Genomic DNA, 25,100 nt, shown 5'->3' with positions numbered 1-25,100 from the left:
CATTATTACGGAATAAAACTTATGGAAAAGTTATCAAATAAACAGTTAACACTCAGTATATTCATTCTCTTTACTTCTTTTTTTCTTATCAATCCTTACGCGCTTGCTTATCAGGTTCAGCCTATGTCTGCTGAAATAAAACCTGTTGGAAAGCAATCACAGTATTCTCTTCGTGTTGATAATACCGATTCATTTCCTGTTTCATTAGAATTTATTCCATGGCTCGTTACTCAAGATGAGTTTGGTAAAAACACCTTATCTCCTGCAGATAATGATTTACTCGTTATACCTATGACAGCGGTTATTCAGCCAGGAAAGTCACAAACTATTATGGTTCGTTACTTAGGTGAGCCTGTGATAGAGCAATCACAAACTTATTCTATCGAGATTAACCAAGTTACAGTTGCGATGGAAGATGTTTCAGCGTCTGAACTTGGGATCGCATTTAACTTTAAAACGATGCTGAATGTTACCCCTGATGATTCAAAGGCTGAGTTAAACGCAAAGTCTTTCCAATCTCACGGAGATACCTGGAACATTGAAGTTGTCAATAGTGGTAACCGCTTTGCAAAAATTACTGAAATGGAGTGGGTCGTTTCAGATGGTAACCATTCAGTGACGTTAGATCGCGACAATATTAAGAACTTTGTTGTAGGCAAGATGGTGATGCCTAATGCATCTCGAATTTTTACAGTCAGTCAAATAGATAAAATTGATATGGCTAATGCCAGCGTAAAAATTAAATGGTTACAACAGTAATTGTAATCTCAAACATTTCAAAAATAGGTCATTGATCTAGATAACACAAGAGCAGTAATAATGAACCCTAAACGGAGTGATGAGATGATTAACCTTAATACGTTTTCCACCTCAATCACTTTTTTATGCTTGGTGATATTACTGTTTATGACGAGTCACTCATTCGCATTAGAAATATCCCCACTGACACTTGAGTTAAAGTCAGACTCCAGGCCTCAATATCAACAAATTTTTGTTAGAAACCCTTCAAATAAGACGGTTCCTGTTGAAATAAATTTAAACAAAATTGTATTTAATCCTGCTTCAACAGGTAATTCCTTTTCGCTGTTAGCTGTAGAAAATGATAGTGAATTATTGGTTTTTCCTCCTGCATTAGTATTAGAGCCAGGAGAAGTAAAGTCAGTAAGAGTTCAATGGATAGGGACACATGCTGTGAAGCAGTCAGTAAGTTATTTCGTGCGTTTTAGTCAACCGAGTTTATCGCTGCCTATGTCAGAGGATAATTCTCAGGAAAATACGCAAAGTGGAGTTAAGGTTTTTGTGCATTTCAATGCTGTTGTTCATTTGAGTGCGAATGATTTGTTAGCTGATTTAGCCGTTGTTGAAGGTTCAATAGAGTTCAATGAACAAGAACACAAGCTAGCTTTTGATGTGAAAAATAATGGTCAGCGTTACAGTTATTTAAAACCATACCATTTAGCAGTAGTAAACTCAGATGGCTCGACTACTCCATTACTAAATGAAGCCGCCTTTAGCCAGCTAGGGGATATATTCTTTCCTCCTCAAATGATTAAAAAGGTATCTATTCCCTATGAAAAATTATGGGTTCAAGGTACTAAACTCAAAATCAATAATTCACAAAGAGATTAGGAATGTTTAAGTCATCCGTTATCTCAATTTTAATCATGTTGCTTTGTTTATTAACTACATCAGTTATGGGCTCTGAAATAATAAACCCCACAGGTCGAGATATTACCTTAACGAGTTTATTAAGGTTGCATGATACTGTGATTGGTGAAGTTGAAGTGACTATAACCAAAGAACAGCTCATTTTAATGCCTGCAGAAGCAACAATCACACTGCTTAATGCAACTTTATCGGATGAAGTTCTGAGTTCACTGTCTGAGCAACAGCTAGATGGCATGATTAGCCAAGCTATGTTTACCAAGCTCAATATAGGGTTGAGCTTTGAAATGTCTTCGCTGGAGTTAGTGCTTGATGCAAACTCTGAAGATTTAAAAGTAGGGCAAATTGATTTTGGAGATAAACCAACACAACGTTCATTTTTAACGCCCTCCTTATTCAGTGGCTATATTAATTTATCCGCTGGAGCTTCAAGACTCGAGAATAACACTCCCGAGAATGATGTGGGTGTGCAGTATAGTCACACACTCGATGCTGGCTTCAATTATGAGCGTGCAGTATTAGAATATGAATCTATTTATAATGATTATCAAAATCAAAAAGGACTCTATTCAAGGCAAGGAACCCGAATTAATTATGATTTTCCTGAGCAAGGAACCCGACTGACCATCGGAGATTTCTATTCCAGTGGTGCTACTTTTCAAGATGGAGGCGACATGCTTGGGATAGGGATTGCTAGGGATTTTTCTCTTATTCCAACCAAAAATGTTCGACCGACAGCAGCAAGACAATTCACCCTTCAACGTGCGTCTACTGTAGATCTACTGGTTGATGGTGTTGTGGTACGGCGATTAACCTTGGGTGCAGGTTCTTACAACTTACAAGATATTCCTTTAGCTGAAGGAGTCAGTGACTTAGAACTCATCATTACAGATGCATCAGGAAAAGAAGAAAGGATCAGTTTTTCTATCGCTACAGGGATGGATTTATTAAAAGAAGGTGAGTTTGAATATAATTTTAATGGCGGTATAAAAAGTAATATTAGTGATGCTGAACCAGAGTATGAACGAGAAAAATACCTTATTAATGGTGAATTAGAGTACGGCATAACCCCTGCTTATACATTAGGTGGTAACTTTCAGGTTGGGGATAACAGTTACCAATTAGGTCATAGGAGTTTATTTGCTACAGGTATTGGCATTTTTGATATTAAAACAACTTACAGTTATCAGGATGTGTTAGGTAAAGGACTTGCAGCAAGTGTTGGATATGACTTAATTGGTAGTGCGAGTACCGACAGTACTTTTGAGTTTAGTATTTATTACGATTATTACTCGCAATTTTTCATTGGTGCGAGGAATGATATTCTGGTTACACCAGAAGCCCCAATTAACGCTAATCAACATTTTTTGTCCAGCCGTATTAATTATACATTCAACCCGTTTTTAAAAGTTTCACTTACTGGCAATTATGTTCATGCTTATGATGACGCTCAACGCTACTGGACTTTGAGTCCTTCATTATCTGGTTCTATCTTTGATACAGGTGCGACTTGGAGTGCACGAGTTACCCACAAAGAGTTTTTAGATGATAGTAGCGAGTTTTCAGGGCTGCTGACTTTGAGTTGGCCATTTGGAAGTGAATCTAGGGTTATTTCAAGCTATAAAACCGATAATAAAGAAATTAGTTCAGAATATTCTTACCGTAAAAATGTAGGTAACAGTGGCGGAATTTCTATGTTTGCTGGGGCCACTCACTCCGAAACTAATGATATTGATGGTGATGTCGGTATCGATTACGATGCTAATCGCTTTACCTTGAGGGCTCAACATGTCAGCCGTTATAGCGATTTCTCAGAAGATACCAATAATCATGTTACTCAAGCTAAGCTCGCTACAGGTATTGCGTTCTCTGGCGGTCAATTGGCTTTTGGTCGCCCAGTTAGAGAAAGTTTTGCAGTGATAAAGCAGCATAAAAGCATTGAAGATAACCGAACAGAAATTTCTCCTTCTTCAATGGGCGCTAGAGCATATAGTGATGGGCTAGGCCCAATACTTATCCCAGATCTTGCTGCATACAGTGAACAAGTTATCTCTTATGAGGTTGAAGATTTACCTGCTGGGTATGATTTAGGTGCGGGTGTTTTTCCTGTCTACCCAGGCAATGGTCAAGGTTACAACTTACAAATTGGTTCAGAGGCAGCAATTACCTTAATGGGGACACTGCTTGATAAAGAAACTCAGCAACCGATTACATTAGTCGCAGGAAAAGCGGCTTTGATCGGGCGTGATGATCTTGAACCATTACAATTTTTTACGAATAGAACGGGTCGTTTTGCTATTTCCGGTGTAAGGCCTGGCACATATAAGATTAAATTAAATACACCTACACCACGATACTTCGAACTGGTTATTGATGAAGATAGCAGCGCGTTATTGCGCTTAGGGAAACTCTATGTCGATTAAGCAATTTAAAAATTTTAATCTGTTATTGGTATGTTTTTCATATCTATGTTGTCCGGTCGCGGCTTTAGCATGCACTGCGAAGATTCAATCATTAGACCTTCAAGCTGGAAGTTATGATGATTACGATGTTTTTACTTCAGAAGCATATGGGTTAACTCAACAATATGAAGCCAAGGTGCTTTTTTCAGATGTCGTAGAAGGGGAGGAATGTCTGTTTTATTTTTCGGCATCTACTTTTGATTCAACAACTAAATTAACTTCCTTAAAGAATGAAAGTTTATTTTTTGAGCCAGTTCCTCAGTCATTAGACAGTGGCGTGCAGAATAATCGATGGTTTGGCAAAGTGTCACCCGCAAGTGACCGCTTTAGATTTCAATTACGCTTTCCAAGTCATCAATTTGGTACATATGGTAACTATGACGCATTATTGGAAGCTAAACTTCATCAATTACCTGACGGTGGTCAGGTAATTGATGAACTGCAACAGTTGATTGCCGCTTCTATTGAACAGGCTGCACAAGTGAGCTTTTATGGCGTATCAGATAATACCTATCATCTTGATCTTGGTTATTTATCAACAGGGAAAGTAATCAATGCTGCACCTAATTTATTTGTCAAAAGTACGACTGACTATTCTTTATCTTTTGAATCTATGAATAAGGGTGTCTTGAAACATCAAAATCAACAAAGCCAATGGGATATTGATTATCAGCTTACATTGAACAATATTGAGATAGATTTATCTCATAATGAAAATCAATTTTATGCTAACTCAGCAACGGTAAGTCAAGGTGAGCGTCTACCTCTGAAAATTGTCATTGGCGAGACCGAAGATAAATTAGGTGGTATATATACTGATGAAATACATATATATATTAGTCCTGGCGGTTTTGCAGAATAAAACTTTGCTTACTGTAAGTTCTCTTTGACCCAACTCATTGCTTGCAGTCTATTTTTTACATCAATTTTTTTAAAGACTTTATATAAATGAGATTTCACAGTATGTTCGCTTACGAAAAGAATATCAGCTATTTCAATATTGGATTTGCAAGTTGGTAGTAATGCCAATACATCAAGCTCTCGAGATGTGAGTGCCGTTGTTGGTTGTGCGGATGGTTTAAAGTCAGTTCTATAGTGTTGCAAAAGCTCTGTCATGACACTACGTGGCAACCAGTATTCTCCATTGAGAATTTTTTCCATACCAATAATAAACTCTTTAAGAGGGGTATTATTGGCAAAAACGCCACAGCAATTAGGCCATCTTAAGATTTTTTGTTTGTCATGGAAATCATCAGTATTGAGCAGAATTGTTGAAATGTTGCCAGTGTTAGAGGCTAGAATATTTTGCCAGTGAAGGGTTTCGTCTTCATCTAAGTTATTGACATCAATTAATAACAAGCTGTTTTCGGGGCACGATTGAGCCAAAAGCAATTCACATTTTGAGATACGAACTACTTGGTTAAGGTTATCTTTAATAAATTGGCTTAATATTCTATTTTGAATATTGTCGGAGCCCAGCAAGGTTAAGGTATAGATAGTCATAGTCTTAATTTTGTATTTCACTTAAGTATCATAGATTAGTCGAATGAGTCATATCCTCTATAAGTGTTAAATTATCAACAGAAGTTATATCCTCTAACCTAAGAGTGATTATAGTTGTTTTTTTGAGCTAAAAATATCTTATTTATATTAAATTACCATGATACTTAGGGAAAAAAATAAACCTAGATAGACTTTGTTTATGTAGGGTACGCTTTACCTAGCCAACTATCCTTGGAAAAGCTATAATTTGCGCCATTTTTATCATGCTAGGGCAAAGTAACTCATGTCAGCTCACACAGTCGAGGTCGATAAACGTCGTACCTTCGCGATTATTTCGCATCCAGATGCCGGTAAGACCACTATTACCGAAAAGGTACTTTTATTCGGACAAGCTATTCAAACTGCAGGTACCGTTAAAGGCCGTGGCTCTAAGCAACATGCTAAGTCAGATTGGATGGAAATGGAGAAAGATCGTGGTATTTCTATCACGACCTCTGTCATGCAGTTCCCATATAGCGATTGTCTGGTAAATTTACTTGATACTCCTGGTCACGAAGACTTCTCAGAAGATACTTACCGTACCTTAACTGCTGTTGACTCATGTTTGATGGTCATTGACTCCGCTAAAGGTGTCGAAGACCGTACCCGTAAGCTAATGGAAGTGACCCGTTTACGTGACACGCCGATTGTGACCTTCATGAACAAATGTGACCGTGATATTCGCGATCCTATGGAAGTGATGGATGAAGTTGAAAATGAGCTGAAAATTGCCTGCGCTCCGATCACTTGGCCTATTGGCTGTGGTAAATCATTCAAAGGTATTTACCATATTCACCGTGATGAAGCTGTTTTGTATCAGTCTGGCTTAGGTCATATGATCCAAGAAGTGCGCACAGTGAAAGGCATTGATAATCCAGAACTAGATGTTGCAATTGGCAGTGAGCTTGCTGAAATCTTACGTGAAGAGCTTGAACTTGTTGTGGGTGCTTCTCATGAGTTCGATTTAGATGCGTTTCTTAGCGGAAAATTATCACCAGTATTTTTTGGTACTGCATTAGGTAACTTTGGTGTTGACCATGTATTAGATGGCTTAACAGAGTGGGCTCCTAAACCACAACCGCGTGCGACTGAAGCAAAAGTGATTCAAGCTGAAGATGAAAAATTCAGTGGCTTTGTATTTAAAATTCAAGCGAATATGGACCCAAAGCATCGTGACCGTGTGGCATTTATGCGTATTGTTTCTGGTAAATACCAGAAAGGCATGAAGATGCATCATGTACGTGCCGGTAAAGATGTTCGTATTTCAGATGCATTGACCTTTGTTGCAGGTGATCGTGAGCAAGTTGAAGAAGCTTATCCAGGTGACATCATTGGTTTACATAACCACGGCACTATTCAAATTGGTGACACTTTCTCTCAAGGTGAGAAGCTTAAGTTTACCGGTATTCCTAACTTTGCTCCGGAAATGTTCCGTCGTATTCGCTTGAAAGATCCATTAAAACAAAAGCAATTACTGAAGGGCTTAGTGCAACTTGCTGAAGAAGGTGCAGTTCAAGTCTTTAGACCACTTGATACCAATGATCTTATTGTTGGCGCTGTGGGTGTACTACAATTTGAAGTCGTTGTTGGTCGTCTTAAAAGTGAATATAACGTAGAAGCAATCTATGAAGGCATCAGTGTCTCGACTGCTCGCTGGGTATATTGTAAAGATGAGCGTAAATTAGAAGAATTCCGTCGTAAGTGTAGTACTAACCTTGCACTAGATGGTGGTGATAACCTAACTTATATTGCGCCAACCATGGTAAACCTTAATTTATCAATGGAACGTTATCCTGATATTGAATTTGCTAAGACTCGTGAGAACTAAGCATTAATTCAATATTGGTATAATTTTAAAGGCGGGTAACCGCCTTTTTTATTGCCTGAATTTTAATAAGTGAGCCAATAGCCAATAAATGTATGCCATCAGTTTTTCTAAGGGAGCGATATGCCATTGAACACAAATAAAACTCTGATTTTATTGCGCTACCTTTTCTTACCTTGGAAGGCTTATATTCGCTGGTGTGACAAGATGGGGCTGACGCTAGAGAATAAAAGAAGTTGTGCCCCTCGAATTGAAGAGCCCCAGCTGAATGTTGATGTTCTTGCTTACATGAAAAAAAATCGAATAAAACCTGAAAGAACCCAATTGGATTGTAATAACAATGATGAGGGGACTGAGTCTTTGAAGGAGAACCTGCATGATTGATACTCATGCACACCTTGACCTTGAGGATTTTGATCATGATCGCGATACGTTATTTAACGAAATGCGAGCCCATGGCATTACTAACGCAATCATACCCGGTATTAGTGAAACGCAATGGTGCAAACAAATTGCGATTGCCGCTGAATTTAATTGCTACTACGCCTTAGGCATTCACCCTTGGTATGTCCCTAACAATATTGATGATTCATTAACTTTATTAGAACAAAAAATAATCGAACATAAAGATAATGCTCGTTTTGTTGCGCTCGGCGAGTGTGGTCTTGATAAATTAAAGCCACACTTTCCTATGCAATTAGAGTTACTTTCTGGGCAGTTAACAATGTCTGTCAGGTTTCATCTTCCTGTCATATTGCATGCGGTAAAATGTCATCAAGAGTTAATTGAATTATTAATCCGTAACCCCAACCCTCGAGGCGGTGTGATACATGGTTTTTATGGTGGGCCTGAGCTAGCAAAGCGCTATATTGATTTAGGATATAACTTGGGAATAGGGGGATTATTGATGAACCCTAATGCTAAAAAATTACGCAAAACGATCACAGAAATAGACATCAAACATTTCTTAATTGAAACAGACTCACCGAGTATGACGCCATATAATGCACTTGAAAAACGAAATACGCCGCTTCATTTGCCAAAGTTCGTTTCAGAGATCGCAAATTTACAGAAAAAAACAACTGTTTCTATTTTAGAACGATTGAATAAAAACGCCTCCCAACTGTTTGAGCTGTAATTCTTTTTTTTTAAACACAGTTATTAATTAATATTAATGTTGCATAAGATCCTGAAATTAAACTCTAAAAGTATGATCTAATCCACGATTTTCATCTGCTCCTCAGTTATAATCATTAACGGAAAATAGGTGAGTTAACAACAAATATACAAATCGTTAACATAAATAAGGGTGATGATTAATGGATATACTAATGAGTCTAGTAGGTGTGGTTACCATACTAGCAATCGGTTATGCACTATCAAATAATAGAAAAGCAATTAATGTTCGTACTGTTGGTGGCGCTTTAGCTATCCAAGCGTTCTTTGCTGGTTTTGTTCTATATGTTCCAGTGGGTAAAGACATCTTAAAAGGTGTTTCTGATGCTGTTTCTAGCGTTATTGGCTATGCACAAAGTGGTATTAACTTCTTATTCGGCGATTTAGCCCAATTTAAAGTTGGTTTCATTTTCGCTGTTAACGTTTTACCAGTTATCGTATTCTTCTCTTCTCTAATTGCAGTTCTATACTACTTAGGTATTATGCAGTGGATCATCCGTATTATCGGTGGTGGTTTACAAAAAGCATTAGGCACAAGCCGTACTGAGTCTATGTCTGCTACTGCTAACATCTTCGTTGGTCAAACAGAAGCGCCTCTAGTTGTACGTCCATTTATCGCGACAATGACTAACTCTGAATTATTCGCAATCATGGTTGGTGGTCTTGCATCAATCGCGGGTTCAGTATTAGCTGGTTACGCACAGATGGGTGTACCAATTGAGTACTTAGTTGCTGCATCATTCATGGCTGCTCCTGGTGGTCTTATGATGGCTAAACTAATGCATCCTGAAACTGAAGAAGCTAAGAACGAAATGTCTGAGCTTCCTGAAGATCCTGACAAGCCAGCTAACGTTTTAGACGCTGCTGCTGCAGGTGCTTCATCAGGTATGCATTTAGCGCTTAACGTAGGTGCGATGTTAATCGCATTCGTTGGTCTAATTGCAATGATCAACGGTATCATCGGTGGTGTTACTGGTTGGTTTGGTCTTGAAGGTATTACTTTAGAACTTATTCTAGGTTACATCTTTATGCCTTTAGCATTCTTAATCGGTGTACCTTGGAACGAAGCACTTGTTGCCGGTTCATTCATCGGTCAAAAGATTGTTGTTAACGAATTCGTTGCATACCTTAACTTTGCTCCTTACTTACTTGATGCATCAGCTGAAGGTTACCAAGTAGTAGCAGAAACGGGTCTGATGATGACTGACAGAACCAAAGCGATTATCTCTTTCGCACTTTGTGGTTTTGCTAACTTATCTTCAATTGCGATTCTATTAGGTGGTTTAGGTGCTATGGCTCCTAGCCGTCGTCATGACTTAGCTAGACTAGGTATCCGTGCTGTTATGGCCGGTTCACTAGCTAACTTAATGAGCGCAACTCTAGCAGGTCTATTCTTAGCGATTTAATCCTAAGATAGGTTTGACGATGAGCTTATTAAAGGCCGTTATTACTCAGGTAATAACGGCTTTTTTTTGTGTGTTTTAGCTAACTTTAACCAAAGTTTAATCTGTTTTTATTTTGTCTGGCATGTCAGTTGCTATGACAAGTTAGTAGTGATTTATATTGATTTAGTCAAAAATTGCAGTTTATTAGACATAAACGTTCTAAGTTGTTAGTGAAAAGTAGAGATATTGTTCACATTTTGGGATTAAGTATTCGTATTTTTACCAATTCTTATTGAGCTTTTATTCATTAGATGTACAATGCAAACGTTTATAAAAATCGCCACCCTCGAAGGTGGTAATAAATATATCAATGGGGTTGATAATGAAAAACGTTAAAACTTTAGCTTTAGCTGCTACAACTATCGCTGCAATGTCTGCACCTGCTATGGCTGCTGACAGAACTGATCTTCGTGCTGGTGATTACAGCTGGATGCAGTTCAATGCAATGTACGCAGTAAATGAACTTCCACGTGATGGTTCTACTGATAATGGCCATGATTACTTAGAAATGGAATTTGGTGGTCGCGCTGGTGTTGTTGATTTATACGGTTATGTTGATGTGTTCAATATCACAAACCGCGATTACGGTGATAAGAATAACGGCGCAAGCAAAATGTTCATGAAGTTTGCTCCTCGTTTCTCTTTAGACGCAATTACAGGTAAAGATTTATCATTTGGCCCTGTTCAAGAAGTTTACATCTCTACTCTATTTAACTGGGGTGGCGGCGCTATCCGTGGTACAGATGCGGATGGTAATGAGACAAATGACGTAAACAACGCTTCTATTGGTATCGGTGCTGACGTTATGGTTCCATGGTTAGGTAAAACTGGCATGAACTTATACGGTTTTTACGACTTGAATACCAAAGAATGGAATGGTTACCAGTTTTCAGCTAACTGGTTCAAGCCAGTTATGAACTTTGATAACGGTTCTTTCGTAGCGTTCCAAGGTTATGTTGATTACCAATTTGGTGCGGATGAAGCATCTTGGCCTGATGAGAACGGCAACGTAACAGAAGGTCTTGCATCTTCTGGTGGTGCTGCATACTTAGGTCTACACTGGCATTCAGATAACTACGCTGTAGGTTACGGTCTTAAAGCTTATCAAGACGTTTACTTGTTGACAGATGGCGGAGCAACGGGCCTAGAAACTACAGGTTTCGCACATTACTTTACTGCAACTTACAAGTTCTAAATTAAACTTGTAAGCGATTGGAGCCACTGAAATAGTGGCTCCAAATTTATTCTTAAATATCCAAAAAAATCTTAAAATATGTTAGTCTTTACTTAAGTACATCGAAAAGTTTGTTAGAATGTATTTAAATAAATATTAACGTCCAAACAGTGGTTTATTTGAACTAACTTTTGATGATTTCGTCATATATGGTTCAACTTAATAGTTTGGATTGATTTGCGCGCTAAAAGGGATTTTTCGCGGAATGGATGGGACAATGTCATTGTTTCACCTCTTCCGGTCTTCAAGGATTCAAGTCGTGGTACTCGTTATCATATTGAATACTTAGTTCAGTAACTTATGAATTAATTTACTGGCAATGCTCGAAGGCCCGGCCTCACAATTAATCTACTGCCAGCTTTACGCATTGCCAAAACAAGATTTTATTAGGTTTTTGTTTCGGAGAGCAAACATGAGTGATTTAAAAAAAGCAGCACAATTAGGTATCTCTTTAATGGATTTAACGACATTAAATGACGATGACACTGATCAAAAAGTGATTGATTTATGCCACAAAGCTAACACAGCTGCTGGCCATACTGCTGCAATCTGTATTTACCCTCGTTTTATTCCAATAGCTCGTAAAACGTTAAATGAGCTGAATTGTGAAGATATCAAAATTGCAACAGTGACTAACTTCCCACATGGTAATGATGATATTGCAATTGCAGTATTAGAAACTCGCGCTGCTGTTGCTTATGGCGCAGACGAAGTTGATGTTGTTTTCCCATACCGCTCGCTGATGGCAGGAAATGAATCTTTAGGATTTGAACTTGTTAAAGCCTGTAAAGAAGCCTGTGGCGATGAAGCAATTTTAAAAGTCATCATTGAATCTGGCGAGCTTAAAGATCCAGCTCTTATCCGTAAAGCTTCAGAGCTTTCAATTGATGCTGGCGCAGACTTCATTAAAACATCAACAGGTAAAGTGCCTGTTAATGCAACGCTAGAAGCCGCTGAAATCATGCTGACAGTCATCAGTGAAAAGAACCGCAACGTTGGTTTTAAACCTGCAGGTGGCGTTCGTGATGCAGCGCAAACAGCTGAATTTTTAGGTGTCGCTGAGCGTTTACTTGGCGCGGACTGGATTAGCCCTGCAAGCTTTAGGTTCGGTGCTTCAAGCCTATTAACAAGCTTATTGCATACGCTTGAACTGTCTGATGCTCCTCAAGGCGCACAAGGCTACTAAATAGAGAGTGGCTAATTAAAGACTTCAAGTTGATTAATCTCGTCATTAGTTAGCCAAACTTGTTTTAACGGTTTTAATTGATAGCATCGATCACCATCGCATTCATGTGATTGGTGCCATCTTGTTAAGGCGGATTGTACAGACTCTAAATGATTAGGGCTTATACATGATGTTGGAGGAAATAGTATGTTTCTCGCTCAAGAAATTATTCGTAAAAAACGTAATGGTGAAGCTCTCAGCAAAGCTGAAATACAATTTTTTGTAGATGGTATTACTCAAAATACTGTCTCAGAAGGTCAAATTGCCGCTTTCGGTATGGCTGTTTACTTTCAAGATATGAACATGGATGAACGTATTGCCTTAACCACAGGCATGCGCGATTCTGGCACTGTATTAAACTGGGATTCATTGTCATTAAATGGCCCTATCATCGATAAGCACAGCACTGGCGGTGTGGGTGATGTTATTAGTTTAATGCTTGGCCCAATGGCTGCTGCCTGTGGCGGTTATGTGCCGATGATTTCAGGTCGTGGTTTAGGTCACACTGGCGGCACACTAGATAAATTCGATGCAATTCCTGGTTACCAAACCGAACCATCTAGTGAATTATTCCGTAAAGTTGTTAAAGAAGCGGGTGTGGCTATTATTGGCCAAACAGGTGATCTAGTCCCTGCTGATAAACGCTTTTATTCCATTCGAGACAATACCGCTACAGTTGAGTCAATCTCGCTTATTACCGCTTCAATTCTTTCCAAAAAGCTCGCAGCAGGGCTTGATGCTTTAGCGATGGACGTTAAAGTCGGTAGCGGCGCTTTCATGCCAACTTACGAAGCATCTGAAGAGCTTGCTCGCAGCATTACTGCGGTAGCGAACGGTGCAGGCACTAAGACGACCGCTCTACTCACAGACATGAACCAAGTGCTGGCGTCTTGTGCAGGTAATGCAGTAGAAGTGCGTGAAGCGATTAATTTCTTAACGGGTCAATACCGTAATCCACGTCTTTATGAAGTCACGATGGGTTTATGTGCTGAAATGCTGGTATTGGGTGGAATTGCCCAAAATGATGCTGATGCACGTAATAAGTTAAATACCGTATTAGATAACGGTAAAGCTGCTGAGATATTTGGTCGTATGGTATCAGGTCTTGGCGGGCCGACTGACTTTATCGAGTCATATGATAAATATTTACCTCATTCGCAAATCATTCGTCCTGTGTATGCAACCGAACAAGGTTTTGCCCATAGTATGGATACTCGTGAGTTAGGTTTAGCCGTTGTCACACTTGGTGGCGGACGCAGAAAGCCTGGTGACAAATTAGATTACAGTGTTGGCTTAACAGAAGTTTGTGCTTTAGGTGATCAGATTACACCTGATAAACCTATCGCCATGATACATGCACAATCTGAAGCGGCATTTGAAGAAGCTTCAGCCGCGGTACAAAAAGCGATTCACATTAAAGATTCAGCGCCAGAGAAAACGCCTGAAATTTATCGCTATATCCGCGCTTCAGATTTATAAGGGAGTGAGATTATGAAACGTACATTTATTATGATGTTGGATTCGTTCGGTGTAGGTGCTGCAACGGATGCTGATAAATTTGGTGATGTTGGCTCAGATACTTTTGGCCATATTGCTCAAGCATGTGCCGAAGGTAAAGCGGATATTGGTCGTCAAGGACCATTAAAGCTACCTAACTTAGCCAAGCTTGGCTTAGGCCATGCGGGTTATGAAAGCACGGGTAAATTTGCTGATGCGTTTGGCGATAATGTCGAGGTTATCGGCGCCTATGGTCATGCTGATGAACTAAGCTCTGGTAAAGATACACCGAGTGGTCATTGGGAAATGGCGGGTGTACCTGTTCTATATGAATGGGGTTACTTTTCTGACTTAACAAACTCATTCCCACAAGAGTTAACTGATAAAATCTTAGCTCGTGCTGGTTTAACCGAGTTTTTAGGCAATTGCCACGCATCAGGTACTACAATACTTGAAGAGCTTGGTGAAGAACATATGCGTTCTGGTAAGCCAATTTTTTACACTTCTGCTGATTCGGTATTTCAAATTGCCTGTCATGAAGAAACTTTTGGTTTAGAAAACCTTTATCGTTTGTGTGAAATCACTCGTGAAGAGTTAGAGCCTTATAATATTGGCCGTGTAATTGCGCGTCCATTTGTGGGTACTGGCCCTGATGATTTCGCTAGAACAGGCAACCGTCATGACTATGCGGTATTACCGCCTGCTCCAACAGTATTAGATAAACTTAAAGATGCCGGTGGTGAAGTGGTGAGTATTGGTAAGATTGCCGATATTTATGCCAACAGCGGTATTACGCAAAAGTTTAAGGCCACTGGGCTTGAAGAGTTATTTGATGCAACGCTTGAACAAGTTAAGCGTGCAGGTGATAACACTATCGTGTTCACCAATTTTGTTGATTTTGACTCTCATTATGGCCATCGTCGTGATATAGCAGGTTATGCCAAAGCGTTAGAGTATTTTGACCAACGCTTACCTGAACTATTGGCCTTGCTGAATCCTGAAGATTTGATTGTATTTACAGCGGATCATGGTTGCGACCCAAGCTGGCAAGGTACTGAGCATACTCGTGAGCGAGTGCCTGTGTTGGCATTAGGCGCTGGTTTAGCTGCAGGTTCATTAGGTCGTCGTAATAGTTTTGCTGATATAGGTCAGTCAATTGCGAGTTACTTTGAGCTTGAGCCAATGGAATATGGTGAATCTTTCATTTAACAATGAAACTTACTGTCTTCTAACGATATTATTGTTAATAAATATAGTAGAATCGGTTTGAGTAATTAAGGGGATGACTTAATTACTCATTTTAAAGATTTAAGATAAAAATATAGGGGTTTTTCATGGCTACACCACATATTAATGCTGTTGACGGTGCTTTTGGCGAAACAGTTTTATTCCCAGGCGATCCATTACGTGCAAAATACATTGCTGAAACGTTCTTAGAAAACGTTGAGCTAGTGACTGATGTTCGTAACATGTTTGGCTACACTGGTACTTATAAAGGGACTCGCATCTCTGTTATGGGTTCAGGTATGGGTATTCCTTCTTGTTCAATCTATGCTCATGAGTTAATCAAAGAATACGGTGTTAAAAACCTGATTCGTGTTGGTACTTGTGGCGCGATCAGCACTGACGTAAAAGTACGTGACGTAATTATTGGTATGGGTGCTTGTACTGACTCACAAGCCAACCGTTTACGTTTCAAAGGTCAAGACTTTGCTGCTATTGCAGATTATGGCCTAATGAGCGCTGTTGTTGATTCAGCTAAAGCTCATGGTACTAACATCCGTGTTGGTAACGTTTTCTCTGCTGATTTATTCTACACTCCAGATCCTTCTATGTTCGACACAATGGAAAAAATGGGTGTTTTAGGCGTCGAAATGGAAGCTGCTGGCCTTTATGGCGTAGCACACGAACTTGGTGCTAAAGCATTATGTGTCGTAACTGTTTCTGACCACATCAGAACTGGCGAAAAGACCTCTTCTGATGAGCGTCAAACTACGTTCAATGACATGATTGTTATGACATTGGATGCAGCAATTACTCTTTAATGTAGAGTCTTTGCTCACTAAAAAGGGATAACGTCAGCGTTATCCCTTTTTTGATGTCTTTTTTTAAGCTATACCCTGATACTTAGCTAAAGTTTGTAGCCTATTCAACTTAATACAGGCTATTGAGTTTTAGATTTATTCTTACTGCTGCTATCTTCAGCTTGTTCTTCTTTGATGTCAGATAGCTCTTGAAACTCTAGTTTTACTGCTTCGTCTTGGCTAATGTCATTCTTGTCAAAGCCACTGTCGTTTAAGTCACTGTCATTTAAGTCAGCTTCATTAAAGTCGCTGTTATTAAAGTCAGTGTCATTTAGCTCATCTTCAGCGGTATTTTCAATCATACTATTTTGTAGCAAGTTGCTATTTTTGCGCCCTTGCTTAGCTCTGGTTTTACGGCGATCAAAGTCTGCACGTTTAAAAGATAAGGCTCTTGAAAGTAATAAGCCGATAATGCCCGCTACAATCAACATTGTTTGCTGCAACTTCATATTTTCTTGATACAAGGTTTTAATTTCGTCAAAGAAAATGCGCAGATTTAACCGAACCTCAATATAACCTAAGTTATTTTCGCCCTGAAGCACGTTTTCAATCAGTGGCGGGTAAGGGGAGAGAAGTTGCTTAAGTTCCTTGTCATCGGCGTCGAAGTCATCTTCTGAAACAGATTGAGCAAAGGCGAGTCTAACGCCTTGGGCATCATATATATTAACTGACATGACTTTAGGGTCATCAATCAGTGCATTAGCAAGCCATTGAAGCTGTTCATCATTTTGCAAAAACATTGCTGGCGCAGCTCCGTTAGCAGCCTGTTGCGCTAGCAGCCTTGCCATGATCTGGGTTTGCGAATTAAGCAATTGCTGGCCGTTATTGAGACTGGATTTCCACAGGTGTGTTAGCCCTATCAGCAAAATAATCGCCAGGATGATTTGAATTAGCCTACTGATTTTTTGACTTTTCTTAAGACCTTTAACAAAAATCACTTTAATCCTTGGTATTTTTTCTATTTAATTAATACTAATCGAAATATTTAATAGTAGATAGTCGCAATCATTGAGGAAATGCAGTCGATGGAAAGTCAGAAAAATATACAAGCTTTAACTTGGTTATTCTCAGGGTTTGATGCGTCTTTTACTCATAGTGATATAACACTGACTCGTTATTTTGAAGATGAGTTTATTAATAATATTCAGATAAAACAGCCGCATCGATTTCGGGTGATATTTGATGAGTCGGCATTTGATGGGATTAGTCAGTGGTTTGAAGGTTTAGAACAAGATTGTTCTATTGCGGTGTTAATGCGCCACAACAGCCTGAAAGGAGTTGAGATTGCTTCATCTTCTCGATTAACCCAATTAATTGAACAGTTTCCTGCTGACATAAATGCCGAGATACTTGAAGTGACTCAAGCATTACCAAGCTTTTTTAAGCCGGGCTTATTGGTCATGGATATGGACTCAACGGCGATTCAAATTGAATGCATAGATGAACTAGCAGCAATGGCGGGTGTGGGCGATGCTGTTTCAGAAGTCACAGAAAGAGCAATGCAGGGTGAGTTGGACTTTGAAGAAAGTCTGCGATTGCGTGTCGGTAAACTTGCTGGTGCCAGTGAAGAGATTATTACGACACTATGTCAGAACTTGCCATTAATGCCAGGGCTTGAAAGCTTAGTTGCTGAGCTTAAACCTAATGATTGGAAGTTAGTATTAGCATCTGGCGGCTTTACGCCTTTTGTGGGCCACTTAAAAGAGCTGTTAAAGCTTGATGCAGCTTATGCCAATGAACTGGTAATTAAAGATGGCAAGTTAACAGGTGAAGTCACTGGTGAAGTAGTAGATGCGCAATATAAAGCCGATGTGATTGATAAAAGCAGCGCATCGTGGCAAATAGCGGCAGGTCAACGAATGGCCATTGGCGATGGCGCAAATGATATCCCAATGGTTAATGCGGCAGACTTTGGGGTTGCTTTTCATGCTAAACCTAAACTGCTTGCGGCCGCTGATGCCAGTATTCAAAAACTAGACTTACGTTGTTTAGTGTTTTACTTACAAGGCTAAGCTATTCAATATACTGAACAATAAACTGAACTTGTCGCGATGGTGCTTTTTATTGCGATGAGGTTTGCTCGGCAATGAATTTGTTAGGGAAACTGGTGTGCTCTTACTGGTGAAGTCGCTCTCTAGCATGTGCGACTTATTCAAATAGATTTGATTAAATCTATTTGGCTGATTAGATTTATTACTCTAATTTACTTGTAATTAACACTCGCTGTGTTTACCGTGGTTATATTCATGATGACGGATATATCAAGACTTGTATGCAGCACTCTCATTACCTTCCTTACCGAAATGGAAAACTTCATCTTCGCCATATCAAAGCAAGCCCTTTATCTCAGCCGGGTAGCGATAGTCGTACCCCCATCTTGATGCTTCATGGTGCTATGTCTAATGGGCGCGTTTTTTATAGCCCTTCAGGTAAAGGATTAGGCTGTTATCTTGCTGAGCAAGGCTATGATGTTTATGTACTGGATACAGCGGGTAGAGGGGCGAGCGAGCCAAGAATTGATGCTGATTATCACATGGGACAAACAGAAGTGATTCTAGAGCAGTTGCCCATTGCCCACGCGTTCGTGCTGCAGCATGCTAAAGCACAAAAGGTGCATTGGTGTGCCCATTCATGGGGTGGGGTGTTAATGGCCAGTAGTTATATTCGTTTAGCTGCTTTGCGCGATCAAGTGGCGTCATTTGTTACATTCGGTAGTAAAAGAACCATTAAAGTGTCGTCATTTAGAAAAACCATGATGGTAGATTTGTTTTGGAATCGCCTCGCGCCGCTAATGACTAAGTATCAAGGCTATCTTGCTGCCGATAAGTATCGCCTCGGGATGGATAATGAAAGCCGGTTATCGTTATTGCAAACTATTGATTGGGTTAGAGGTGACTGGGTTGATGCAGAAGATCAGTTTAATTATAGCGAGGCGGTACAAAATATTAAGTGGCCGAAAAGCTGGTTTATTGCAGGTAAAAAAGACTTTGTACTGGGTAATCCATCAGACGTTAAAGACATGATGAGTGAGTGTGGACTGGAGCATGCTGACTATACTTTGCTTGCCAAGGATAAAGGCTTCAAACAGGATTACACCCACGCAGGAATGCTCACCGATAAATCTGCTGTGACAGATCACTTTCCGCTCGTGAGTGATTGGTATAACCGTTTTTAGGTTTAAAAGGCTTTATGCAGAGCTTAGCTACACTTAGAAATTGTTAAGTTTAATTATTAACTGAATTTTCTATATGTAGCTCAGGGAAGCGAACCTCTACTTCAGCGGTAATATCTAATAGTTCTCCGCTGCCGATGACCTGCCATAGGCGCTCTTCAAGCTGCTTAGCTCTATGTTTTGCATGGATAGTGATATATTCCATTTCACGTCGTATATAGCTCATATCGGTTTTTTCTGTAGCACCGAAGTAAACGCGTAATGCCATAAAACGTCCAACTGATTGGGCATGGTGAATGAAACTAATTTGTGCATTGCGACTATTAAAATCATTCATCAGTTGCGACTGAATATTAATAGCACCTCTTCCTTGACGAGATATTTGCATGAATATTTCAAAGTATTCCACACCATCAATAGGCTTCATGGCTCTGATAGGGTCAATAATGTGCTGTTTAAACTGGGCTTCATCAAATAATGGAGTGAGGTTAAAGCTAAGTGGTTGCGTCGAACCTGCAGCAAAAAGGTGGCTAATTTCATCGTTTTTAGTACCAATACCAATACAAGCCAGTTGTGCCGATTTTTTGGTTTTTTCAACGAAATAAGGCACACCAACAAGTTGTCTTAATAGTAAATTTTTCATTCCGTCAGCGAGCTCTTTAAGCTCACCTTCATCATCCGATAGTTGCTCAAACTTATCTCGGTTGTGGTTAATAAGCTTATTGATAAACTCAACACCAGCATGAGGCTCGTGGCCAACGATGGCTGATAAATGTAATGTTTGATGATTATTACGACTACGGATTAATTGATATGGCAGGTTCTTTAATTCTGTTTTACCCGCGATAGCTTGCAGCTTTGGAAAGTGTAGACTGACTTCAGCAGGACTTGCAAATTGAGTATTATCTTCAAGGGTAAACTGCAAACCTCGAGTGGATATATCATGGGTTATACCACGGCTCTTTTTGCCTTCTTGCTCAATTTCGATAATGGTTTTAAATGCAAAACGAGCTTCTCTTCTACGCTCACTAAATGGCATAGATAAACGCTTAACGGTATTTTTTTTCAGTTTTAGCTGATTAAATATTTTAAGCGAATTGACGTTGTCGCCTTCATTAAACCATGCACGATAATTAGGCCTGACATCTTCATTAGTTAAATCAACGATCTGTAAGATATAACTAAACCTTGCCAATTGTTGTTCGGTCAATGCCGAATACTGGCTTTCATCGCCAGGAAGGGTAGAGGTTTTATAATTTAATTTATGATCAACCTTTTGTTGCGCAACCTTATAGATACGCCAGCTCTCTTTTGCTGCGCCAAAACCAAAAAAGAGCTGCATGGCATTGTGTTGTTTCAGCTCATGCAATGAAGCTGAAAAATACTGGGTCACGCCTTTGGCTTGGTGGGTAAAGCAAAAGAATAAACTGTGGTCAGTTTCTTCGGGGTATTTAAGTAGGTTAACTAATCGATTATTGGTCAACATGCTGGGGAGTTGACTCACTTCTTTTTCGTCAAGAAAATACTGTAAAATGGGTTGGTTGCCACGACTTAGCAGCTTGTGACTGATAAAAGGCTTACCGTCAGCTACTGATATATACAGCGGCATGTGTGCCAGCATAGGCAAGTAGTGACGCTCAAAACCTAATCCCGTAGCATTCACGATGACATCATTAACATCCACTTTATAACGAAACTTATAGCCACGGATAAGTTGGGTGAGCATTTTATCTAATTCAACGCTATCACCCATGCGCCGTAAGCGCATAATAGCGCTGTCATCTTTATTCTGGATATCGACAATTTGATAGTCGACACCGTTTTGCAGGTCTTCAAAAAAGAATTCTTCGTTAAGTTCTAATAGCTTAATTCGCAGTGGTTTGTCTTGGTCAAAGCGATGCTTAGCTGGCAATCGAACTCTGGCTCCGCCAACGGATAGATCTAAGCTCGCACCGATAACGTCTGCACCGCCATCTTGAGAAGCTGAGATACGAATAGAGTAGTTCATTCGTTCTTCACTGCGATTAAAGTAACTTCCCATGACAACACCAGGTACCACTAACTCTGAACTCTCTATGGTAGGTTCTTGCTTATTTAGGCGTAATTGTTCTTTGCGATGTCTATGTTCATTAAGTACGTGCTCATAAACACCGATTGTGTACTTGTTACGATAAATTTGTAGTGCTTGGGCTAATGAAGCTTTTGCAGGCTCATCAAGAAAGTGACGCTGTTTAGCCACGCTGACTTCTTCACAGTGCAATTCTGTTTTATCGCGTAAATCAATTATTCGGGTACATATTGCAGAAAGGCGATTCAGTTCCATTTTGAGCAAAAATCGAGTCGAATTAGATTCGTCGATAGTCAGCTTTTCAAAGACATCTTTGAAATCTGGTTCCATCAGTAGCGGTTTGAGTTGTTCTATTAGCTGACTATGGTCTTCTATGCTCATTGGCTCTTTTCAGTTTTGGTGCGAGAACTAGGTGCTAAATATAAGTCTGACTGGTAGTCTTATCGGCTAGCGAAATACTTACTTTATACAAATTTAATTTATGTGTCTGTTAAAGCAAGTAATAAAACTATTAAAATACCATTTTAATGTAGCTTGGTTGATTATTAACCTAAAACTCTTCTTTTGATTAACTTAATGACAGTGAAGCATGGCAAAGAATAAAACAGCGTTTGTGTGTAATGAATGTGGGCAAGACTTTCCTCGTTGGCAAGGACAATGTAGTGCATGCCAAGAATGGAATACGATTTCAGAGGTGCGTATTGCTGCTGTGAAATCATCATCAACTTCTGTTGCTGGCTATGCTGGCTCTGTAGGTGGAGGCTCTAAAAAATTAGCCGAGGTTGAAGAGTTTGAAGCGCAAAAGCGATTAACCGGGATTGGCGAACTCGATAGAGTATTATGTGGCGGGTTAACGACGGGTTCAGTGAATATTATTTCTGGCGATCCTGGCGCAGGTAAAACAACGCTTTTATCTGATCTGATTGCACGTATGTCTCAAGTTATGCCATCGCTTTATTGTACTGCTGAAGAGTCACTATCGCAGTTTAAAAATCGTGTGAATCGCTTAAAGCTTAATTATAACGAAGATAACTTATATCTAATGGCGGAAACCAATGTTGAAGCCATTATTGCAGAGTTAGAAGCCAAGCAAATTAAGTTTGCTGTTATTGACTCTATCCAAGCAGTGGTCTCAGACTTAGCCAATGGTAGTCCAGGTTCACCATCACAAGTTAAAAGCAGTGCCCAAGCGTTAACTCAATACTGTAAACAAAATAACGTCACCATGTTTTTGGTTGCCCATGTTAACAAAAATAATGAAACCGCAGGGCCGCAAACCTTAATTCATATTGTCGACTGTCTCACCCATATTGAATGTAATGACGGCCAGATAAGAACCCTAAGGGCTAATAAAAACCGTTTTGGCGATGTCGATACTGTCGGTATTTTTAAGATGACAGAGCGAGGCATGATAAGTGTCGATAACCCGAGTGAAATATTCCTTTCGGGCTCGACTACTGAGTCACCAGGAGCCGCAATTACCTGTATTCGAAAGGGTAACCGTAATTTATTGTTAGAGATTCAATGTTTGACCACTGAAACTGAAGGCGAGTTTCCACAGCGTGTCTGTGTTGGGTTGAACATGAACCGAATAAAAATGCTCACAGGGGTGCTTCGAAAGCATACCCGTACCAAAATCTTTCATGATACTTACTTTAACCTTGTGGGTGGTTTGAAAATTGATGAGTCAGAGACCTGTATCGATTTAGCACTTGTGACAGCATTATTAAGCAGTCTGAATGATTTTGTCGTACCACGAACCACTTGTATCATGGGTGAGTTAAGTTTAAATGGTGATGTCAGGCCAATTGATAGCGGTGTTCCAAGAGTTAAGGAAGCAGTGCAACATGGCTTTACCGAAATCTATATTCCTCATCGAAATTATCATAAGTCGATGGAAAACTTAGGGGCTAAAATTCACCCGATTAAAACGGTTCATGAATTACTTGAACTGATAAATTAATACACTTGTTTGAATTTTAACTAGGCAAGCGACATCAGAAACGATATTATTCCTTGCCTAATTATTGTACCCGTTAGGACGTGAGCTTTTGTTGTCTAAATCATATTTGATCTTGTTACAGCATGTTCAGCACATGCTCTTTAGGGGGAGCAAGCAATTGTGATGACATAGCAATTGAGAAAACGAATACTCGTGAAGGGATACTTTACTAATGGATTATGATGTTGTTGCTTAACTTTAAATTATTGTTGATTGCGCTTATCTGCTTTTTTGTTACAGAAGCCTCTGCCAAATCCTCTTCTCCCCAAGTATTACGTTTATATCAAACTGATTACCATTTTCAGTATCATATTGAACTTCTTAAAATGGCACTTGATAAAACTGCCGCCGATTATCCTGAAGCAAGTTTGCAATTCACTGAGCAGGTCACTCAAGGTCGCGGTTTAAAAATGCTTGAGCAGGGTGAAGTCGATGTGGCTTTTCTAGCGTCCAGCAAACAGCGTGAACAAACCTTTATTCCGGTTAAAATTCCATTATTGAAAGGCTTACTTGGATACAGGCTTTTGTTAATTCATCAAGATAATCAACAAAAATTTCTCCAGGTAAAAAACACTCAAGACTTAGGTGAATCATTTGTCGCAGGCTTTGGCAGCCATTGGGCTGATATCGATGTATTACGTCATAATGCACTACCGACACAGGATATTGGCACTGCAAGTAGCTTACATCGAATGTTGCATGCCAAACGTTTCGATTACTTTCCTCGCGGAATCAATGAAGTATGGCAAGAGCAACAACGCATAAGTAGTAAGTTGCCGGAATTAATGATTGAACCGAATATTGCGCTTGTATATAACTTACCAGTGTATGTCTTTGTGAATAAAGAGCTACCAGAATTAGCTGAAAGAATTGAGAAAGGGCTGAATAAAGCCACGGATGATTTGTCTTTCCAAGAGTTATTTTTAAAGTATTACAGTGACTCTATTTTGAAAGCGAGGTTATCTGAGCGGCAAATTATTTACCTTGATAACCAAGATTACCCACAGACAGAACAAATAGATACGAGCTGGTGGTTATAGATAAGCTTAGTCATCTGCTGGACCTTTTGAGTTATATGCTCACAAGCTGAGCCAGCTCTCGTTGCAGTAATTCTTCATCGCCAATATTAAGTTCAATAATGCGTTTAAGGTGACTAATACTGTCTAGATCAATGTGCTGGCATTCAAGCCCTAAATGCTTGGCCTCTTTATGAACAAGGAGCGTGTCCATGCTTAGCACGATATCAGAGTCAGGTAATAAAAAGCTTAATGCCACTTTTTGCCCCTTTATTGCATCGAGTCCATCAGGTGTTGAAATTAAGGCACCCTTGATACTTAAATCTAAAATATCTGTGCGATAGCTTTTATCTTCAATCTTGATTGAAGCTGTAGCCGCAAATAATGTACGTGTGAACTTTCTTCTTTCATCCATAAAACATTCCACCCACTTACTGAACTCACAAATTGTAGATGCTGACGTAAACAGTCATCAGTAATTTGTTTTGATTTATAAAGAATACGCTATCTAAAAATGAATGCCAATAATGACTTAGTTAACGAGCTATGTTGGAACATAGTCATGAGGAAAATGGCTCGTTTGCCGCTTTATTGCAAACGTAAAAAAGGAGCCTAAGGCTCCTTTTTTGTCTGCTAATTATTTAAAGCAAGGTGTTTAGCTGATGCTCAATTTGATTGTTGAGCTGA

21 protein-coding genes are annotated in these 25,100 nt (G+C 39.5%); 17 read left to right on the top strand and 4 right to left on the bottom strand.

Annotated elements, in window-relative coordinates; translation table 11 throughout:
• Nucleotides 1–21 precede the first annotated feature (21 nt).
• The 4 genes from AB4153_RS01850 (at nt 22) to AB4153_RS01835 (ending at nt 4,989) form a co-directional block, all read left to right on the top strand.
• Complete coding sequence (locus AB4153_RS01850) at nt 22–759, top strand: hypothetical protein (RefSeq protein ID WP_248954923.1); 738 nt, start codon at nt 22–24, stop codon at nt 757–759.
• An 84-nt stretch (nt 760–843) separates the two neighbouring features.
• Entirely contained in the window at nt 844–1,629 is a 786-nt protein-coding gene (locus AB4153_RS01845) for a hypothetical protein (RefSeq protein WP_371996165.1), read from the top strand.
• Nucleotides 1,630–1,631: 2 nt separating this feature from the next.
• Entirely contained in the window at nt 1,632–4,088 is a 2,457-nt protein-coding gene (locus tag AB4153_RS01840) for a fimbria/pilus outer membrane usher protein (RefSeq protein ID WP_371996164.1), read from the top strand.
• Nucleotides 4,078–4,989 carry a hypothetical protein gene (locus tag AB4153_RS01835; RefSeq protein WP_303513095.1) on the top strand — a complete coding sequence of 304 codons (912 nt, stop codon included), beginning with the start codon at nt 4,078–4,080 and terminating at the stop codon, nt 4,987–4,989. The genes AB4153_RS01840 and AB4153_RS01835 overlap by 11 nt, the downstream gene beginning before the upstream one ends.
• An 8-nt stretch (nt 4,990–4,997) precedes the next feature.
• Here AB4153_RS01835 and AB4153_RS01830 read toward each other — a convergent pair whose 3' ends face one another.
• Complete coding sequence (locus tag AB4153_RS01830; RefSeq protein ID WP_102526908.1) at nt 4,998–5,651, bottom strand: LuxR C-terminal-related transcriptional regulator; 654 nt, start codon at nt 5,649–5,651, stop codon at nt 4,998–5,000.
• 262 nt (nt 5,652–5,913) lie between these two features.
• On the opposite strand from AB4153_RS01830, the gene prfC reads away from it, so the two are divergent.
• The 9 genes from prfC (at nt 5,914) to deoD (ending at nt 16,116) form a co-directional block, all read left to right on the top strand.
• The gene (gene prfC, locus AB4153_RS01825) at nt 5,914–7,497 is read left to right on the top strand and encodes a peptide chain release factor 3 (RefSeq protein ID WP_102526909.1); all 1,584 of its coding nucleotides are present in this window, start codon (nt 5,914–5,916) and stop codon (nt 7,495–7,497) included.
• Nucleotides 7,498–7,617: 120 nt separating this feature from the next.
• On the top strand, nt 7,618–7,878 hold the full coding sequence (locus AB4153_RS01820) for a hypothetical protein (RefSeq protein ID WP_248954926.1): 261 nt from the start codon (nt 7,618–7,620) through the stop codon (nt 7,876–7,878).
• Entirely contained in the window at nt 7,871–8,632 is a 762-nt protein-coding gene (locus AB4153_RS01815) for a TatD family hydrolase (RefSeq protein ID WP_371996162.1), read from the top strand. The genes AB4153_RS01820 and AB4153_RS01815 overlap by 8 nt, the downstream gene beginning before the upstream one ends.
• 181 nt (nt 8,633–8,813) lie before the next feature.
• Nucleotides 8,814–10,076, top strand: a complete 1,263-nt coding sequence (locus AB4153_RS01810) for a NupC/NupG family nucleoside CNT transporter (protein WP_102526912.1) — start codon at nt 8,814–8,816, stop codon at nt 10,074–10,076.
• A gap of 361 nt (nt 10,077–10,437) precedes the next feature.
• Entirely contained in the window at nt 10,438–11,310 is an 873-nt protein-coding gene (locus tag AB4153_RS01805; protein WP_371996161.1) for an outer membrane protein OmpK, read from the top strand.
• A 451-nt stretch (nt 11,311–11,761) separates the two neighbouring features.
• The gene (gene deoC, locus AB4153_RS01800; RefSeq protein WP_229368947.1) at nt 11,762–12,535 is read left to right on the top strand and encodes a deoxyribose-phosphate aldolase; all 774 of its coding nucleotides are present in this window, start codon (nt 11,762–11,764) and stop codon (nt 12,533–12,535) included.
• A gap of 186 nt (nt 12,536–12,721) precedes the next feature.
• Nucleotides 12,722–14,053, top strand: a complete 1,332-nt coding sequence (gene deoA / locus AB4153_RS01795; protein WP_102526915.1) for a thymidine phosphorylase — start codon at nt 12,722–12,724, stop codon at nt 14,051–14,053.
• Nucleotides 14,054–14,065: 12 nt separating this feature from the next.
• Nucleotides 14,066–15,280 (top strand): phosphopentomutase, encoded by a 1,215-nt coding sequence (locus AB4153_RS01790; protein WP_102526916.1) that lies wholly within the window; start codon nt 14,066–14,068, stop codon nt 15,278–15,280.
• A gap of 125 nt (nt 15,281–15,405) precedes the next feature.
• Nucleotides 15,406–16,116, top strand: coding sequence for a purine-nucleoside phosphorylase (deoD, locus tag AB4153_RS01785; RefSeq protein WP_102526917.1), 711 nt, complete (start codon nt 15,406–15,408; stop codon nt 16,114–16,116).
• A gap of 119 nt (nt 16,117–16,235) precedes the next feature.
• Here deoD and AB4153_RS01780 read toward each other — a convergent pair whose 3' ends face one another.
• On the bottom strand, nt 16,236–17,093 hold the full coding sequence (locus AB4153_RS01780) for an AhpA/YtjB family protein (RefSeq protein ID WP_371996160.1): 858 nt from the start codon (nt 17,091–17,093) through the stop codon (nt 16,236–16,238).
• Between the two features lie 87 nt (nt 17,094–17,180).
• Here AB4153_RS01780 and serB point away from each other — a divergent pair, with 87 nt between their 5' ends.
• The gene (gene serB, locus AB4153_RS01775) at nt 17,181–18,167 is read left to right on the top strand and encodes a phosphoserine phosphatase SerB (RefSeq protein WP_229368943.1); all 987 of its coding nucleotides are present in this window, start codon (nt 17,181–17,183) and stop codon (nt 18,165–18,167) included.
• 260 nt (nt 18,168–18,427) lie between these two features.
• Entirely contained in the window at nt 18,428–19,330 is a 903-nt protein-coding gene (locus tag AB4153_RS01770; RefSeq protein WP_371996159.1) for an alpha/beta fold hydrolase, read from the top strand.
• Between the two features lie 49 nt (nt 19,331–19,379).
• Here the strand turns inward: AB4153_RS01770 and AB4153_RS01765 are convergent, their stop codons facing one another.
• Nucleotides 19,380–21,776, bottom strand: coding sequence for a PilZ domain-containing protein (locus AB4153_RS01765; protein WP_248954933.1), 2,397 nt, complete (start codon nt 21,774–21,776; stop codon nt 19,380–19,382).
• Nucleotides 21,777–21,984: 208 nt separating this feature from the next.
• Here AB4153_RS01765 and radA point away from each other — a divergent pair, with 208 nt between their 5' ends.
• The gene (gene radA / locus AB4153_RS01760; RefSeq protein ID WP_102526922.1) at nt 21,985–23,358 is read left to right on the top strand and encodes a DNA repair protein RadA; all 1,374 of its coding nucleotides are present in this window, start codon (nt 21,985–21,987) and stop codon (nt 23,356–23,358) included.
• A gap of 221 nt (nt 23,359–23,579) precedes the next feature.
• Nucleotides 23,580–24,437 carry a hypothetical protein gene (locus AB4153_RS01755; RefSeq protein WP_303513072.1) on the top strand — a complete coding sequence of 286 codons (858 nt, stop codon included), beginning with the start codon at nt 23,580–23,582 and terminating at the stop codon, nt 24,435–24,437.
• Nucleotides 24,438–24,468: 31 nt separating this feature from the next.
• Here AB4153_RS01755 and AB4153_RS01750 read toward each other — a convergent pair whose 3' ends face one another.
• On the bottom strand, nt 24,469–24,828 hold the full coding sequence (locus AB4153_RS01750; RefSeq protein ID WP_229368938.1) for a PilZ domain-containing protein: 360 nt from the start codon (nt 24,826–24,828) through the stop codon (nt 24,469–24,471).
• Nucleotides 24,829–25,100: the final 272 nt, after the last annotated feature.

This window comes from Shewanella sp. 10N.286.52.E4 (assembly GCF_041468785.1).
GTDB lineage: Bacteria > Pseudomonadota > Gammaproteobacteria > Enterobacterales > Shewanellaceae > Shewanella > Shewanella electrodiphila.
The sequence above is the reverse complement of the archived record's forward strand: the minus strand, read 5'-3'. Positions and strand labels throughout refer to the sequence as shown.